General features: G+C 51.6%; 15 protein-coding genes and 2 tRNA genes. 10 read left to right on the top strand and 7 right to left on the bottom strand.

All coding sequences use genetic code 11. From position 1 onward, the window contains the following. Positions 1-76 precede the first annotated feature (76 nt). The 4 genes from CX650_RS16445 to astE all read right to left on the bottom strand — a co-directional run bounded on the left by CX650_RS16445 (position 77) and on the right by astE (position 5,045). The gene (locus CX650_RS16445) at positions 77-1,675 is read right to left on the bottom strand and encodes a dihydrolipoyllysine-residue acetyltransferase (protein ID WP_101096445.1); all 1,599 of its coding nucleotides are present in this window, start codon (positions 1,673-1,675) and stop codon (positions 77-79) included. A gap of 10 nt (positions 1,676-1,685) precedes the next feature. Continuing rightward, positions 1,686-2,663 carry an alpha-ketoacid dehydrogenase subunit beta gene (locus CX650_RS16440; RefSeq protein ID WP_039033007.1) on the bottom strand — a complete coding sequence of 326 codons (978 nt, stop codon included), beginning with the start codon at positions 2,661-2,663 and terminating at the stop codon, positions 1,686-1,688. Between the two features lie 2 nt (positions 2,664-2,665). Next, positions 2,666-3,844, bottom strand: coding sequence for a thiamine pyrophosphate-dependent dehydrogenase E1 component subunit alpha (locus CX650_RS16435; protein WP_039033008.1), 1,179 nt, complete (start codon positions 3,842-3,844; stop codon positions 2,666-2,668). 163 nt (positions 3,845-4,007) lie between these two features. Then, positions 4,008-5,045 carry a succinylglutamate desuccinylase gene (gene astE / locus CX650_RS16430; protein ID WP_101096444.1) on the bottom strand — a complete coding sequence of 346 codons (1,038 nt, stop codon included), beginning with the start codon at positions 5,043-5,045 and terminating at the stop codon, positions 4,008-4,010. 330 nt (positions 5,046-5,375) lie between these two features. On the opposite strand from astE, the gene msrA reads away from it, so the two are divergent. After that, complete coding sequence (gene msrA / locus CX650_RS16425; RefSeq protein ID WP_101096443.1) at positions 5,376-5,855, top strand: peptide-methionine (S)-S-oxide reductase MsrA; 480 nt, start codon at positions 5,376-5,378, stop codon at positions 5,853-5,855. Positions 5,856-5,925: 70 nt separating this feature from the next. Here the strand turns inward: msrA and pgm are convergent, their stop codons facing one another. Both pgm and seqA read right to left on the bottom strand, forming a co-directional pair. Further along, positions 5,926-7,575, bottom strand: coding sequence for a phosphoglucomutase (alpha-D-glucose-1,6-bisphosphate-dependent) (gene pgm, locus CX650_RS16420; protein WP_101096442.1), 1,650 nt, complete (start codon positions 7,573-7,575; stop codon positions 5,926-5,928). A 40-nt stretch (positions 7,576-7,615) separates the two neighbouring features. Further along, a complete protein-coding gene (seqA, locus tag CX650_RS16415; RefSeq protein ID WP_101096441.1) occupies positions 7,616-8,170 on the bottom strand; it encodes a replication initiation negative regulator SeqA in 555 nt (184 codons plus the stop codon). A gap of 300 nt (positions 8,171-8,470) precedes the next feature. Between seqA and CX650_RS16410 the strand changes: the two genes are divergently transcribed. The 6 genes from CX650_RS16410 to efp all read left to right on the top strand — a co-directional run bounded on the left by CX650_RS16410 (position 8,471) and on the right by efp (position 12,318). Beyond that, on the top strand, positions 8,471-9,247 hold the full coding sequence (locus tag CX650_RS16410) for an alpha/beta fold hydrolase (RefSeq protein ID WP_101096440.1): 777 nt from the start codon (positions 8,471-8,473) through the stop codon (positions 9,245-9,247). A 99-nt stretch (positions 9,248-9,346) separates the two neighbouring features. Continuing rightward, a complete protein-coding gene (locus tag CX650_RS16405) occupies positions 9,347-9,568 on the top strand; it encodes a DUF2788 domain-containing protein (protein WP_039033014.1) in 222 nt (73 codons plus the stop codon). 14 nt (positions 9,569-9,582) lie between these two features. Beyond that, entirely contained in the window at positions 9,583-9,852 is a 270-nt protein-coding gene (gene ybfE, locus CX650_RS16400) for a LexA regulated protein (protein ID WP_025010403.1), read from the top strand. Between the two features lie 54 nt (positions 9,853-9,906). Next, positions 9,907-10,434, top strand: coding sequence for a flavodoxin FldA (fldA, locus tag CX650_RS16395; protein ID WP_039033015.1), 528 nt, complete (start codon positions 9,907-9,909; stop codon positions 10,432-10,434). 78 nt (positions 10,435-10,512) lie between these two features. Beyond that, positions 10,513-11,709, top strand: a complete 1,197-nt coding sequence (gene earP / locus CX650_RS16390) for an elongation factor P maturation arginine rhamnosyltransferase EarP (protein WP_101096538.1) — start codon at positions 10,513-10,515, stop codon at positions 11,707-11,709. A 45-nt stretch (positions 11,710-11,754) separates the two neighbouring features. Beyond that, positions 11,755-12,318 carry an elongation factor P gene (efp, locus tag CX650_RS16385; RefSeq protein ID WP_039033016.1) on the top strand — a complete coding sequence of 188 codons (564 nt, stop codon included), beginning with the start codon at positions 11,755-11,757 and terminating at the stop codon, positions 12,316-12,318. Positions 12,319-12,400: 82 nt separating this feature from the next. Here the strand turns inward: efp and CX650_RS16380 are convergent, their stop codons facing one another. After that, on the bottom strand, positions 12,401-13,018 hold the full coding sequence (locus CX650_RS16380) for a riboflavin synthase subunit alpha (protein ID WP_101096439.1): 618 nt from the start codon (positions 13,016-13,018) through the stop codon (positions 12,401-12,403). Between the two features lie 33 nt (positions 13,019-13,051). Between CX650_RS16380 and CX650_RS16375 the strand changes: the two genes are divergently transcribed. From CX650_RS16375 to CX650_RS16365, 3 genes are all read left to right on the top strand, one after another. After that, positions 13,052-14,428 carry an MATE family efflux transporter gene (locus tag CX650_RS16375; RefSeq protein ID WP_101096438.1) on the top strand — a complete coding sequence of 459 codons (1,377 nt, stop codon included), beginning with the start codon at positions 13,052-13,054 and terminating at the stop codon, positions 14,426-14,428. Positions 14,429-14,566: 138 nt separating this feature from the next. After that, positions 14,567-14,643 (top strand) — tRNA-Val (locus CX650_RS16370). A gap of 11 nt (positions 14,644-14,654) precedes the next feature. Then, positions 14,655-14,731 (top strand) — tRNA-Val (locus CX650_RS16365). The last annotated feature ends 25 nt before the right edge of the window (positions 14,732-14,756 follow it).

The following is a 14,756-nucleotide window of genomic DNA, read 5'->3' as shown; positions in this document are numbered from 1 at the left end:
TGCCTTAAGCAGGCAGGAGTAATCTTGCTCCCGAAACACACCTAAAACAAGGCCCCGCATTGCGGGGCCTCCAATCTTATCTCATCGCCAACAGCATTTCCTGCGGCTGCTCGAGATATTGTTTCCACTGATTACAGAAGCGGGCAATGGTGCCGCCATCTATCACTCTGTGATCGCCTGACCAACTGACCTGCATCAGTTTACGGGCTTCTACCTTACCCTTGGCATTAAAGCGCGGCAGGGTTTGCACCTTACCCAAAGCCACAATCGCCACTTCGGGTTTGTTGATAATGGGCGTTGCCACAGTGCCGCCCAGCGCGCCTATGTTGGAGATGGAGATGCTGCCATCTTTAAGATCGGCAGGCGCCACTCTACCTGAGCGCGCAGCCTGGGTCAGACGGGTCACTTCGGCAGCAACATCCAGAATCGACTTATCCTGCACATCCTTGACGTTGGGCACCAACAAACCGACCTTGGAGTCGACGGCCATCCCTATGTTGTGACGACCAAGATAGGTGAGTTCGGTACAATCGGCGTTCACTCGGCTGTTGATCACCGGAAACTCGGTCAGCGCCAGCGACATGGCCTTCATAAAGAAAGGCATCATGGTCAACTTAAGCTCGTCATTGGAGTACTTGGCCTTCATCGCTTCACGAAGGGCGATAAGCTCGGTCAAGTCCAGCTCTTCGCAGTAAGTAAAGTGCGGAATGCTGGAGACGGACTCTGTCATCATCCGCGCCATCACGGCGCGAACGCCCTTGATAGGCTCAACCCTATCGCTTGCCGTTGCCGCTTTGCTGGCTTGCACTTGGCCCTCTGCCAAAGTTTGGGTTTGTACCTGAGGGGTCGCGCCTTTAAGGAAACGCTCGATATCTTCTTTGTAGACCCGGCCGTTTTTACCGCTGCCAGGCACTTTGGCGATATCAACATCCAGGCTGCGAGCCATACGTCTTACCGCTGGGCTCGCCAGCGCCTTGCCCTGGGCCACCATACCGCAGGCGGCAGTTTGCGAGCTGCTCTGGGCTTGAGTCTGGGCTTGAGAGACGGTAGATGCTGAGCTTGATGGAGCACTTGCTGCAGCGGTTTGAGCCACGGCTGCACTGGTGGATTCAGTGGCAACTTCAATGGCAAACAGTGGCTGATGCACCTGGGCCAACTGCCCCTTACGGTAGTGCAGCTTGACAATTTTACCGGCCTTCATCGCCGGAATTTGCACCAGTGCTTTGTCTGTCATTACATCGCAGATAGGTTGATCTTCAACCACAGTGTCGCCTTCTGCGACCAGCCACTCCACCAGTTCGCACTCGACTATGCCCTCGCCGATATCCGGCAGCATAAAGTCTTCCACCTGGCTGCCGGCGCTAGCCGTAGTGTTAGTGCTAGACGATGCGGCAGTATCGGCGCTGGCTGCAGGTACAGGCGCTTCGCTGTCTGCAGCATCCACTTCCACGGCATACAAAGGCTCATGCACCTTGGCAATTTCACCCTTGGCGTAATAAAGCTTACTGATAACACCCGGGAAAGGCGCAGGAATTTGCACCAGTGCCTTGTCTGTCATCACATCACAAACAGGTTGATCTTCGGCGACGGTATCCCCCTCTGCCACCAACCATTCCACCAGTTCACACTCGACAACACCTTCGCCTATGTCGGGCAAAATAAAATCTTTAATCATCCTGGCTCTCCTAAAAATTCACCGAGGCCTTGATGGCTTCAAAGGTTTTAAGCGCATCCGGCATATATTCTTTTTCATGGATTAAGGGATATGGCGTATCCAGACCACAAACCCGGCTGATGGGCGACTCCAGATACAGGAAACATTCCTGTTGGATGGTAGCGGCAATTTCACCGGCAAAACCACCGGTCAGTGGCGCTTCGTGGTTGATAAGCAATCTGCCGGTCTTTTTCACCGACTCGGCCACGGTTTCCACATCCCACGGGGCCAGAGTACGAAGGTCGATGACTTCGCAGTCAATACCTTCCTCTTTGGCCATATCGGCCGCCTTCTCGATGATTTCCATCTGCGCGCCCCAGGCCAGCAGAGTGATATCTTTACCTTCACGAACCACTTCGGCTTTACCCAGCTCCAGTTGATAATCGCCTTCCGGCACATCGCCGACAGAGGCGCGGTACAAGCGCTTGGGCTCGAAGAAGACCACAGGGTTGCTATCGCGAATGGCAGCCAGCAGCAAACCCTTGGCTTGGTAGGGGTTACGGGGAACCACCACCTTGAGACCGGGCGTTTGGGTAAAGTAGGCTTCCGGTGACTGGGAGTGGTAATGACCGCCGGCAATGCCGCCGCCATAGGGGGTTCTGAAGGTCAGGCCGCCGACATCAAACTCGTTGCCGCTTCGGTATCTGAACTTGGCTGCTTCGTTGACGATTTGATCGAACGCCGGGAAGATGTAGTCGGCAAACTGGATTTCCGCTACCGGCGTCATGCCGTTGGAAGCCAGGCCGTTGGCAAAGCCGGCAATCCCCTGCTCGGTAAGTGGAGTATTGAAGCAGCGCTCACGGCCAAACTTTTCCTGCAAACCGGAAGTTGCCCGGAACACACCGCCGAAATGGCCTACGTCTTCACCGAAAACCAGCATCTTGTCGTCGGCTTCCATCGCTATGGTCAGGGCATTATTGATGGCCTGTAACATATTCATCTGTGCCACGCTTATGATCTCCCTGCTGTTTTAGGATAGGCTTTCGGATACTTGGCAACATGGGCCTTAAGCTCGGTTAATTGCTGCTTGAGCGCCGCAGTCGGCTGATCAAAAACGTCTTCTATGATGGCTTCTATGGCTGGTGCCGGAACCTTTTCGGCCACTTTTACCGCGGCCAGCACTTCCTCACGATACTTCTCATACAGCTCGGTCTCGTCGCTTTCCTTGAGCCAGCCTTTGTTGATCAGCCACAACTTGAAGCGTTTCACAGGGTCGTGCTGTTGCCACTTGGCTTCTTCCTCTTTGGAGCGATAACCGGATGGATCGTCGGAAGATGAGTGGGCACCCAGGCGGTAGGTCATGGCTTCAATCAGCACAGGCGCGTTGTTTTCAAGCGCGTAAGCTCTGGCTTGCTGAGTTGCGGCCAGAACCGCCAACATATCGTTACCGTCGACTCTGATGGTGTGCATGCCATAACCAACGCCGCGGCTGGCTATGCCGTTACCGGCGTACTGCTCTTCCGTAGGGGTTGAGATGGCGTAGCCGTTGTTACGGCAAAAGAAGATAACCGGCGCTTTATGAACTGCGGCCATATTGAGACCGGCATGGAAATCGCCTTCAGAGGCAGCACCTTCACCGAAGTAACAGATGGCGACATTACGCTTGCCTTGCATCTTCAGCGAGTAGCCTACACCGGATGCCTGCGGGATCTGAGTCGCCAGCGGTGAAGAGATGGTTTGGTAGTTGAGTTCACGGCTGCCGTAGTGAATAGGCATCTGCCGGCCTTTGCCCAGATCTTTCTCATTGCTGAACATCTGGTTCATAAACTGCTCTGTGCTAAAGCCGCGATAACGCAGTGCGGCATGTTCGCGGTACTGGGCAAGGATCACATCCTTGTCATCCAGCGCGGCGGCACTGCCGATAACAGCGGCTTCTTCACCGATACAGGTCATGTAAAAACTGATCCTTCCCTGACGCTGGGCGCCCAACATACGTTCGTCCAGGACACGGGTAAAGACACAGGTATCGAATATCTTGCGTGACAGGGCTTCATCTATGACGGGCAATACCGCCTCTTCATAGGTGGTGCCGTCGGCCTGAAGTATTTTGAGTACAGGGATATGCAGCGAGTCCTTGTTCAAAAAACTCACCCGATGCACCGTCTCGTTCATATTTGTTGCGTTGCTCATAGTGTGCTCTTGTTGTCTCTGGGTTTGTCCGGCTCGAAACCGGCCCTACCGATTTTTTCAGTACGCGCCCCGAACATTACGTTAACGTAAACTTGCAAGCAACTCCCACCATGGGTGCTTTGCCAACTAGCATGGGATCGGCGCGTATATATTGGTTTACAATTCAGGCCAATGGCACCTCTTTGGCTTGAACTAGGCAGATTACTGTACGTTGGCCAATGGGCACCTTGGCGTTGGGAAACACCACGGCTTCCGAGTCCTGTTCTACTCGAATATCCCTGCCCGCTTCCCGCGCCAGCACATAACCCTTGGGGAAAGCGCTGAAGTTTTCCACATCACTGGCGAAGGTAAATTCAAAGTCGTCGGCCTGCTTATTGATGACCCTACAGACCTGATAGATATTGACCCGCTCAAGCGCCTGCTCCTCGAGTTCGAGCGATTGTTTGCAGATCAAACGACTCAGCATCTCCCGGGTAGCGATAAAACGTGTCATATCGTTTTGTCCCATGGGGTAAACCTTGCCCAGCTCAATGGTAAAGGCGTCGGCGCCAAACTGATTTGACGAGAAATAGCTGAAAGTGGTTGTGGGTTCGTGATGCAGCAACACGGTATCGACTCCGGCTGCCTCCAAGAACATCAATTGTTCACGGCTGTAAGCCTTACCCGGTCGATAGGGATAGATGGCAAACTTTTCATGCTTGGAGCCGCGAATGGCGGTGTGCAGATCGTAATGGATCCTTTGTCTTGCCCCTTGTGGTGCGTCTTCGAAGAAACGTGTGACATAAGTTTCCAGCTTCTTGGCGCGGATCCGCTCCGGGTTCACCAGCCCGGGGGGATTGGAATGCTCGCCACTGAACAGTCGGTTGAGGTTTTCATCGACAATACGGGTGCCACGGTTAATTGCCGCCGGGTTACCGAATATGAAAAGTACTCGCTGCCCTACCCGTAGCTCTTGCTTCAACAGCGACTTGATAATGCCATTGCACAGCTCGATAGGTGCAGTTTCATTGCCGTGTACCCCGGATGACAGCACAATATCTTTATCACTTTGTTTATCCAGAGGCTCGAACAGCAAGACTCCTGTGTCCCAAATCGCTATCCGGGTGTGGTCGCCAAGCGTGCCGCTAACACTTTCCAGTGAATTGGGGTTATCCAGAGTCAATGACAGGAAGTCAGGATTATCCTTCAAGGCTTGTAACACGAAATACTCCTTCTTATTGCCGCTTTGGCTGTTGTTTCCATTAACGCTGCCTCCTGGGAACTTGTCAAAATGCGTTTGCTTGTTGAGACCAGCGCCAGAGAGCAAGGTTTCATAGTATCACAGCTTAACCTGTTGGCTATGTGACTAACTACCTCGCTTCGCAGGAGTTTTATCAAAACGGCTGTCGCCAAAAGCCACCTCGAGCTGGCCAGGGCCTATTCAAAAGAGAGCTAGCTATATGCACAAGTCAAAATCAGTCAAACACGACACTTGACAGGAAAACTTATTGCACATAATTTTAGCCATCTGGACATCTAGAAGGTAAATTAAATGGCGGTAGCAACATTCGGTGGCGGTTGTTTTTGGGGAGTAGAGTATTTCTTTCGCCAAGTACCCGGCGTATTAAACGCCAGCAGTGGTTATATGGGCGGTGATGATAGAATCAATCACTATGAAGAGGTAAAACAGGGCAACAGCGGCCATGCCGAAGTGGTTCAGGTGGAGTTCGATGAAGCCCAGGTTTCATTTACAGAGTTGCTGCAAGTTTTCTGGCGTAATCACAACCCTACCAGCCTAAATCGCCAAGGGGGCGATATCGGCACTCAGTATCGGAGCGTGATTTTTTTTCACAGCAAAGAGCAAAAGGAGCAGGCTGAGGCCTCAAAACTGGCATTAGCTCGTAGTGGGAAGTGGGGGCAGCGGCACATAGTGACGGAAATTGTTCCAGTGAAACAGTTTCATCGTGCGGAAGAATATCATCAGGATTATATCCAGAAGAATAACCTGCCCAGTTGCCATCTGGAATATTGAACCCCGGGAATAAAAAAGCGCAGCTGTGTTCACGGCTGCGCTTTTTTACTGAACTGGCAATCTCTTAAGCTCAGTTCGGCTTGCCTTTTAGGGCGCTGGTTATCAGCGCTCTCGCCTGTTCCAATATCTGCTGCAGATGCTGCTCGCTGACAAAGCTTTCGGCGTAAATTTTATAGAGTGCCTCAGTGCCTGATGGTCTGGCGGCAAACCAGCCGTTGTCAGTTAACACCTTAATACCGCCAATGGCACCATCATTGCCGGGAGCCTTGGTCAGTACCGCCTCAATCTTGTCTCCAGCCAAAGTCTCTGCCCCCAAGGTATCTGCATTGAGGGTGGCAAAACGCGCCTTTTGCTTGGCATTGATTGGGCTGTCTATCCGTTTGTAGAAGCAATCACCGTGTATGGCAGCCAGTTCTGCATAACGCTCGGCTGGATTTTTGCCGGTAACGGCGAGGATTTCAGCGGCCAGCAGCCCGAGAATAAAACCGTCTTTGTCCGTGCACCAAGTTGTACCGTTACGGCGAAGGAAGGCGGCGCCGGCGCTCTCCTCGCCGCCAAAGGCCAGGCTGGCTTCACTCAAGCCACTGACAAACCACTTGAAACCAACCGGTACTTCACAAAGCTTGCGCCCGTGTGAGGCAACAATCTTGTCTATCATGCCACTGGAAACCAAGGTCTTGCCTATTTGCAGCGTCTGTGGCCAATCGGGTCTGTGTTCCAGCAGGTAATCTATCGCCACTGCCAAAAAGTGGTTGGGGTCCATCAACCCTGTCTCTGGGCAGACTATCCCGTGTCTGTCGTAGTCAGGATCGTTGCCAAGACAGATATCAAACTCATCCATGTGCTTAAGCAAGCCTGCCATGGCAAAAGGTGACGAGCAGTCCATACGGATCTTGCCGTCTTTATCCAGTGGCATAAAGCCGAAACTGGGATCGACTCGATCGTTGACCACTGTGATATTCACGCCATAACGGTCGGCAATATGTGACCAATAATGGATGCCTGAGCCGCCCAGGGGGTCGACACCTATGCGAATGCCGGCATCTTTGATGGCTTGCATATTTATTACAGAGGCGAGATCGGCAACATAGGGCTCAATAAGATCGGTCTCTTTGATGAGTCCGATACTGGCGGCTACGCCATAGTTGAGTTTCCTGACCCCTTCCAGCTGTGCCTTGAGATAATCATTGGCTCGCTGCTCAATCCAGGCGGTAATCTCACCTTCAGCAGGCCCACCATGGGGCGGATTGTACTTAATTCCACCATCCTGCGGTGGATTGTGGGACGGGGTAATAATAATGCCATCACTGAGCTCGGCGGCATTTCGGTTTGCGCTAACTATGGCATGGGAGATAACAGGCGTTGGCGTAAAGCCCTGCCTCTCTTGCACCACCAACTTCACATTGTTGGCCAGCAAGACTTCAATGGCTGATATATAAGCAGCCTCGGACAAGGCATGAGTGTCCATGCCCAAATAAAGCGAACCTTCAATCCCCTGAGATTGGCGGTAATCTACCACTGCCTGGGTAATGGCCCAGATATGATTTTGATTGAAACTGCCATTGAAGGAGCAGCCCCTGTGCCCAGAGGTGCCAAAACTCACTTTCTGGGCAGGGTCATCACAGTTGGGGACAATTCGATAATAATGGCTCATCAGCCGCGGAATATTAACCAGATCCTTCTGTATGGCCCTTTTACCGGCCCGCTCATGAATAGCCAAAATAGTACTCCTTGATGATGACAGATGTTGATAAACAGATTTACGCTTTAATCGGCAGCGCCAGATCGGCTATTACTTTGGCCTTGTCGCCGTCGCAGCCCATCTTTTCCAGTACTTCGGTCAATATGGTGTGCTTCTTGGCAGTGTTGTTATTGGTGGTTACCCAAAAGCCACTGCTGCCGACTTCTTTGGGGTTGGCCGATTTACTGGCCTTCAATAGCGCTTCCTTCGAGGTGGCAAAGTAAAGACGGTCACGCCCTTGAACCTGCAGCACCTGCTCAAACCCTTTTGGGTCCTGGTTATAGAGGCATTCGAGGGCAAACAAAAAACGGCCAACAGCCCCCTTTTGAGCTTCGATAGCCGCACTGCTGAATAGATTGTCAAAGTCCAGGGTTGGCTCGGCCTCGGGCAATGTATTGGGACGATAACCCTGCTCCATGCTTGGCTGGCTGATGTCAGCCGGTGCCTTGGGTTCAACAGCCGTCGCATCCAAGCCCAGCAGTCGACGAAGAATATCCGATGCACTTTCACCTATCCTTTCGGTTTTCCCGGCAATAAAGCGATACAGTTCCTCATCCACCTCAATATATTTCATGGCCCGATTCCTTTAGTTTCAACTTGTTCTATGTAGCCATCATGACATTGCCGTCATAGCGCCCGTGGTCGCGGCTACGAGATTTGGCTCAAAGTATGCCATAACTCGCCTGCGGGGGAAGGCTGAATCGCGCCAAAATGAGATAATTGGCTTACAAACCTAAGACTTGCACTGCAATTTGTTGAAAAAGCAATCAAAGCGATGTTTAATCCGCATCCATCCTTGTCAAATACCGGCCTTTGTCGCAGAATTTGCCCCCTGCTGAAATACCGGCAACAAACTCACTGTGAAGGGGGCTGTATGCACTTTATCTCGACCGGAAGCGGTAGTCCGGTATTGCTGATCCACGGCTTATTCGGTGATTTGGATAATCTTAAATCGCTCGGGACCCTGCTTGAGCAAAATCACCAAGTGATAAGAGTCGATTGCCCCAATCACGGCCAGAGCGAACATTGGCCGCAAATGGATTATCCCGGGCTTGCAAACGCGCTTGTGTCCCTGCTTGATAAACTGGCGATAGACAAGGTGCACCTGGTGGGCCATTCCATGGGCGGCAAGATTGCCATGGCAACGGCGCTGGCTTATCCGCAGCGGGTACAGTCTTTGACCGCCGCCGATATTGCGCCTGTGGCCTATTCGCCGAGACATGAAACAGTGTTTGCCGGCCTAAGCAGTATGCCGCTGGATATTAAAGACAGACGTCAGGCGCTGGCACATCTTTTGAACCATGGCATCGACGAGGCGACGGCGCAGTTTCTGCTCAAGAGCTTACGCCGCACCGAATCCGGCTTTGAGTGGAAGATGAATTTACCGGGGCTGATTGACAGTTATCCGGCTATCATAGGTTGGCATAACGGCCCTGAGCGCTGCGACGGCCAACTGAGCTATCAAGGGCCCACCTTGATGATCCGCGGCAGTGAGTCAAATTATGTGACCGCCGCTTACAAAAAAGAGATTGTGACTCAGTTTCCTCAGGTCAAAGCCAAGACCCTTGAGGGGTGTGGACATTGGTTGCACGCCCAGAAACCGGCGATATTCAACCGTATAGTGTCCGACTTCATTGACAGTAACGATTAATATCCAAGGCCAGGGCGTGGGTAAAGGCGGTAGCCGCCCCCGAACCAATATGCTATATTCGCGCCTCTTTTTGGCTAGGGAACACCGGGAGGCTGCAGCGTGTTGAACCAGTATATGCAACAGATAGAAGCCGTTGGACTGGATCTGTTTTTCGCAGCAATTTTCTTTTTTATCGGTATGGCCATCAGGGATGTACTCAATCAGGGTAACGTGCCTAAGTTTGGTCGCTTTATTGTTTGGTTGGTACTCTTCCTTGGTTGTGCAGGCTTTGTCGTCAAGGGGATAATTCAAATGACCTGGGAAGGCTCAGGTATAGGTTAAACATCAGATTTCAAATGGCAAAAGAAGCAACAGATAGAACAACCATAGACCTTTTTGCCACTGAAAAGCGCCGCGGACGGCCTAGAAGCAACCCTCTGCCCCGCGAGCAGCAGCTCAAGGTGAATAAACGTAACCAGATCATGCGGGATCGGGCGAAAGGTCTGAAACGAATAGAGTTAAAAGTGTCACAAGATTTATATGACGCCTTGAATGAGAAGGCTTTGGCCAGTAACATCAGCCGCAGCCAGTTAATAGAATTGATCCTTCAGGAGCAGCTAGGTTAGCCCCTGTCAGGAAAGATCGAAGTAGATAGCGAACTAGACATTAAAGGAAAGACAATGGCAACTGTAGGTCTTTTTTTCGGTAGCGATACAGGTAACACCGAAGCTGTAGCCAAGATGATCCAGAAGAAACTGGGCAAGAAGATGGTTGAGGTGAAAGATATCGCCAAGAGCACCAAAGAGCAGATCGCCGAATACGACTTGCTGATCTTCGGGATCCCAACCTGGTACTATGGTGAAGCTCAATGTGACTGGGATGACTTCTTCCCAGAGCTGGAGCAGATTGATTTTACCGATAAGCTGGTAGCCATTTTCGGTTGCGGCGATCAGGAAGACTATGCCGAGTACTTCCTTGATGCCATGGGCATGATCCGCGATATCGTTGAAGAGCGCGGCGCAATAGTCATTGGCCACTGGCCGACTGACAGCTATAACTTCGAAGCCTCTAAAGGGCTGGTTGACGACAAGCACTTTGTTGGTCTGGGTATAGATGAAGACCGTCAACCCGAGTTGACCGAAGAGCGTGTCGACGCCTGGGTTAAACAGATTTACGAAGAGATGTGCCTGGCTGAGCTGGAAGACTGATATTCGCTCCCCGGTATGTCTCCGGCGGCCTATATGGCCGCCTTTTTATTGGCTATTACTCAGGAAAATAGAAACAAGATGCAAGCCGACAATCTGCGTCATTGGGATATCTTCTGTACTGTGGTGGACAACTATGGCGACATAGGCGTTACCTGGCGCCTGGCGCGGCAGCTGGCCGGCGAATACGGTATTGAGGTACGCTTGTGGGTCGATGATCTCAACAGCTTCGCGCACATTTTACCTGAGCTAAACCCGGCCCTTGTCAGTCAACACTTTGGTGGTGTTGAAGTCATCCACTGGCGCGCTCCTCTGCCCCTGACCTGGCAACCGGGCGAAGTTTTGATAGAAGCCTTTGCCTGCGACTTACCCTCGGAGGTGCTTACAAGCCTGCCTGAGCTTGCCAAGGCGCCCAAATGGATAAACCTGGATTATCTCAGCGCCGAGAGCTGGATAGATGATTGTCACGGCCTCAGCTCACCGGCACTCAAAGGAGTCAAGAAGACTTTTTTCTTCCCGGGCTTTACCCCAAAGTCAGGCGGACTCATCTGCGAGCAATCCCTATTTAGCGAGCGTGATGCCTGGCAAGCAACGCCTGAGCACGCTTTGGCTCACTTTGCAAAAATGGGGCTGAGTGATATTAGCACTGATGATTACCTCATCAGCCTGTTCAGCTACGAGACCCAAGCCTTGCATGCGCTGCTTAAGCTTTGGCAACAGAGTGAGCGGCGGGTACAATTGTTAGTCCCCAAGGGGCGCAGCTTAGGCTGTATCGCGCCTTTGCTTGAGCAATTTAACCAAGACTCCGGACCCAAGGTCGACTGGCAAGATCCCGCCAGTTGGCAAGCCGGTCAAAGTTTCAGCCGCGGCGCACTCAAGGTGCAAGTCCTGCCGATGACAGATCAGAACGGCTATGATCGCCTGTTGTGGAGCTGTGATTTCAACATAGTTCGCGGCGAAGATTCCTTTTTACGCGCTCAATGGGCCGCAAAACCTTTCATCTGGCACATCTATCAGCAAGAAGAGCAAGCTCATCTGCTAAAATTGGATGCTTTTATGGCACGATACTGCGATAATCTGCCTCCCCTTGCCGCCCAAACCTGGCGAACGCTGAATACCGCGTTCAACTGCGGCCAGGGAGATCAAGCCAGCCAAAGCTGGCTGGCACTGAATTCTGCCATGCCGACATTGATACAACACGCAAAAAAATGGCCGGCTGAAGCAATAAATGAAGCAGATCTGGCAAACAGGCTAGTGCTAATGGCCAAAACCGGCTAAGATTCTGCGCTGAATTGAAAAACCGTTTATATAGGAACATACGTAATGAAGACTGCTCAGGAAGTCCGCGCAGGTAACGTTATCATGGTTGACGGCAACCCTATGGTTGTACTCAAGACCGAGTTCAACAAATCCGGCCGTAACGCTGCTGTGGTAAAGATGAAGCTGAAGAACCTGCTGCAAGGTTCCGGTACTGAAACTGTATTCAAGGCTGACGACAAGCTGGAAGATATTCAGCTCGAGCGTCTGGAATGCACCTACTCTTACTTTGCTGATCCTATGTATGTCTTTATGGACTCAGACTTCAACCAGTATGACGTTGAAGCCGAAAACATGGGTGATGCCATTAACTACATAGTTGATGGAATGGAAGAGATCTGTCAGGTCACTTTCTACGAAGGCAAAGCTATCTCTGTAGAACTGCCTACTACTATCATTCGCGAAGTAGGTTACACTGAACCTGCCGCCCGTGGTGATACCTCTGGTAAGGTAATGAAGCCAGCCTCTATCGTAGGTACAGATCTGAAGCTGATGGTTGCCGACTTCGTTAAAGAAGGCGACAAGATCGAAATCGATACCCGCACCGGTGAATTCAAGAAGCGCGTTTAATTAGAGCGCCCTCCTTCGTAAAAGCCAGCATCATTGCTGGCTTTTTTGTATTTGAGTTATTTCTCGCTTCACCTAGAGTAACTCAATTATCCAGGTTACGCTGAGCCAGTACGCGCTCAACTGTATCGACTATGGTTTGAGTCTGACTGTCGATTTCAATATTCAGCCAGTCCCCTTCCCGATAATCCTCTAGATTGGTCAATCTGAGAGTCTCAGGAATAAGATGCAGCATAAAGCGGTTCCCTTTGACCTCGCCGATAGTGAGACTGCAACCATTGATACCGATAAAACCTTTATAGAAGATGTATTTCAACCAGGCTTCAGCCACTTCCAATTGCATATTGTAATGGCTGTCACTGACGTCCAGTTGCACCAACTGTGCTTGGGTATGTACGTGGCCGGAGAGAATATGGCCCCCCAGCTCGGCGCCAAATTTGAGTGACCTCTCTATATTAACCTTGTCACCCACCTTAAGGCCGACAAGATTAGTCACTGCCAGAGTCTCTTCCATTACGTCGAAAAACGCCCTATCATCAGCAAGCTGGGTTACCGTCAGACAAACGCCGTTATTGGCGACACTCGCTCCTATTTCCAATCCCTCGCGCAAGGCAGGAGGCAGAGCGACTTCGAGGGTATTTAACCCCGGCTTTTTCTCGATCGCCAGGATTTCACACTTGGCTTGAACAATACCTGTAAACATTTTCTCACTCGCTTAGTTGTTAGGGCTGCTTTCATGAATCACACCGGCTTTCAGGCCAAACGCTTAGTTCAACTGGCTTTGCCTGTGCTTATTGCACAGCTTACCCAGACAATGATGGGGTTTATTGATACCCTGATGGCCGGCAGAGTCAGTGCTGTCGACATGGCAGCCGTCGCTGTCGGAACCAGTCTCTGGCTACCGGCCATTCTGTTCGTTCAAGGCCTGTTACTGGCATTTACTCCCATGTTCGCCCATCATCATGGCGCAAATAACCAAAAGGCGATTCAGCCACTTGCCTTTCAGGCTGCCTATATTGCCATAACAGGAGCCTTGGGTGTGATGCTGTTTCTGGCATCTGCGCCACATATTTTGGATTGGATGGAACTGGAGCCCGAACTCAAGCGCCTGACCATAGGTTATCTTGACGGCATTCTCTGGGGCGCGCCGGCCTTTGTGCTCTATCAAGTACTCAGGGGCTGCAGCGAAGGGATTTCCTATACCCTGCCGACCATGGTCATCGGCTTTGTCGGTCTGGCGGTGAATATCCCCGCCAACTATATCTTTATCAATGGTCACTTCGGCATGCCCGCCATGGGCGGCGCCGGCTGTGGTGTCGCTACCGCTTTGGTATTTTGGGCTATGTTGTTTGCCATGGCCATCTATATGCAGTGGCATAAACGCTTTGCCGAACTGGCGCCTTTCAAGGCATTTCATAAGCCTCATTTACACACCATTGTTGAGATGACCAAGCTGGGCATGCCTATTGCCATGGCGCTATTCTTTGAGGTCAGCCTCTTTGCGGTGATAGCCCTCTTATTGGCGCCTCTCGGTGCCACTGTCGTGGCCGGGCACCAAATTGCACTGAACTTCTCCTCGATTGTGTTTATGTTGCCACTCTCCATTGGGATTGCCGTTTCAATTCGGGTCGGTTATTACCTTGGGCGTGGTCAGAGCGATGTATCGGCACTGGTGACCAAGGTGGGATTATCCATTGCCTTCTCTCTGGCCATGCTCACTGCGGTGGCAACTGTGGTATTCAGGTATGAGATAGCCCTGCTCTATAACGACAACCCCGAAGTGGTTACTCTGGCAGGCAGCCTGATGCTGATGGCTGCCCTGTATCAACTATCCGATTCAGTTCAGGTGGTTGCCGCCGGAGCCCTGCGCGGCTACAAGGATACCCGCAGCGCCTTTTTCATCACCTTGTTTGCCTATTGGGCAGTAGGTATGACCCTGGGTTATGTATTGGCGTATACCGATTTTCTGGTACCCGCTATGGGGGCACACGGATTTTGGATTGGGCTTATCGCCGGTTTAACCGTAGCGGCTATACTCTTTGCCATTCGCTTGAGATATATACAGAAAAGCGGCAAGCAGTTTGACGTCATCTCAGATGAGGCGACGAATTAAACCAAATACGATCAAAGCCCCGGCAAGTTGCGCAGCAATTCGCCACTCGATAAAAAAATCTGTTTTTTTACTTGCAACTAGCGGCTGCTCGCCCTTAATATAGCGCTCGTTCGAGGGCGACAGCCTGAAAAACACAGTACACCCGTAGCTCAGCTGGTTAGAGCACTACCTTGACATGGTAGGGGTCGGTGGTTCGAGTCCACTCGGGTGTACCAAAATTTGCAATACACCCGTAGCTCAGCTGGTTAGAGCACTACCTTGACATGGTAGGGGTCGGTGGTTCGAGTCCACTCGGGTGTACCAAATCAACCTGCTTAAAGCAGGTTTT

Origin of the sequence: Shewanella indica (genome assembly GCF_002836975.1) — a bacterium.
GTDB lineage: Bacteria > Pseudomonadota > Gammaproteobacteria > Enterobacterales > Shewanellaceae > Shewanella > Shewanella indica.
This window is presented reverse-complemented; position numbering and strand designations above follow the sequence as displayed.

Bases quoted from the DNA above. Each gene is read 5' to 3' on its own strand.
- seqA (WP_101096441.1), bottom strand. From the start codon at position 8,170: ATGAAATATATTGAGGTGGATGAGGAACTGTATCGCTTTATTGCCGGG.
- ybfE (WP_025010403.1), top strand. From the start codon at position 9,583: ATGGCAAAAGAAGCAACAGATAGAACAACCATAGACCTTTTTGCCACT.
- earP (WP_101096538.1), top strand. From the start codon at position 10,513: ATGCAAGCCGACAATCTGCGTCATTGGGATATCTTCTGTACTGTGGTG.
- msrA (WP_101096443.1), top strand. From the start codon at position 5,376: ATGGCGGTAGCAACATTCGGTGGCGGTTGTTTTTGGGGAGTAGAGTAT.
- CX650_RS16435 (WP_039033008.1), bottom strand. From the start codon at position 3,844: ATGAGCAACGCAACAAATATGAACGAGACGGTGCATCGGGTGAGTTTT.
- efp (WP_039033016.1), top strand. From the start codon at position 11,755: ATGAAGACTGCTCAGGAAGTCCGCGCAGGTAACGTTATCATGGTTGAC.
- CX650_RS16375 (WP_101096438.1), top strand. From the start codon at position 13,052: ATGAATCACACCGGCTTTCAGGCCAAACGCTTAGTTCAACTGGCTTTG.
- CX650_RS16380 (WP_101096439.1), bottom strand. From the start codon at position 13,018: ATGTTTACAGGTATTGTTCAAGCCAAGTGTGAAATCCTGGCGATCGAG.
- CX650_RS16445 (WP_101096445.1), bottom strand. From the start codon at position 1,675: ATGATTAAAGATTTTATTTTGCCCGACATAGGCGAAGGTGTTGTCGAG.
- fldA (WP_039033015.1), top strand. From the start codon at position 9,907: ATGGCAACTGTAGGTCTTTTTTTCGGTAGCGATACAGGTAACACCGAA.
- CX650_RS16410 (WP_101096440.1), top strand. From the start codon at position 8,471: ATGCACTTTATCTCGACCGGAAGCGGTAGTCCGGTATTGCTGATCCAC.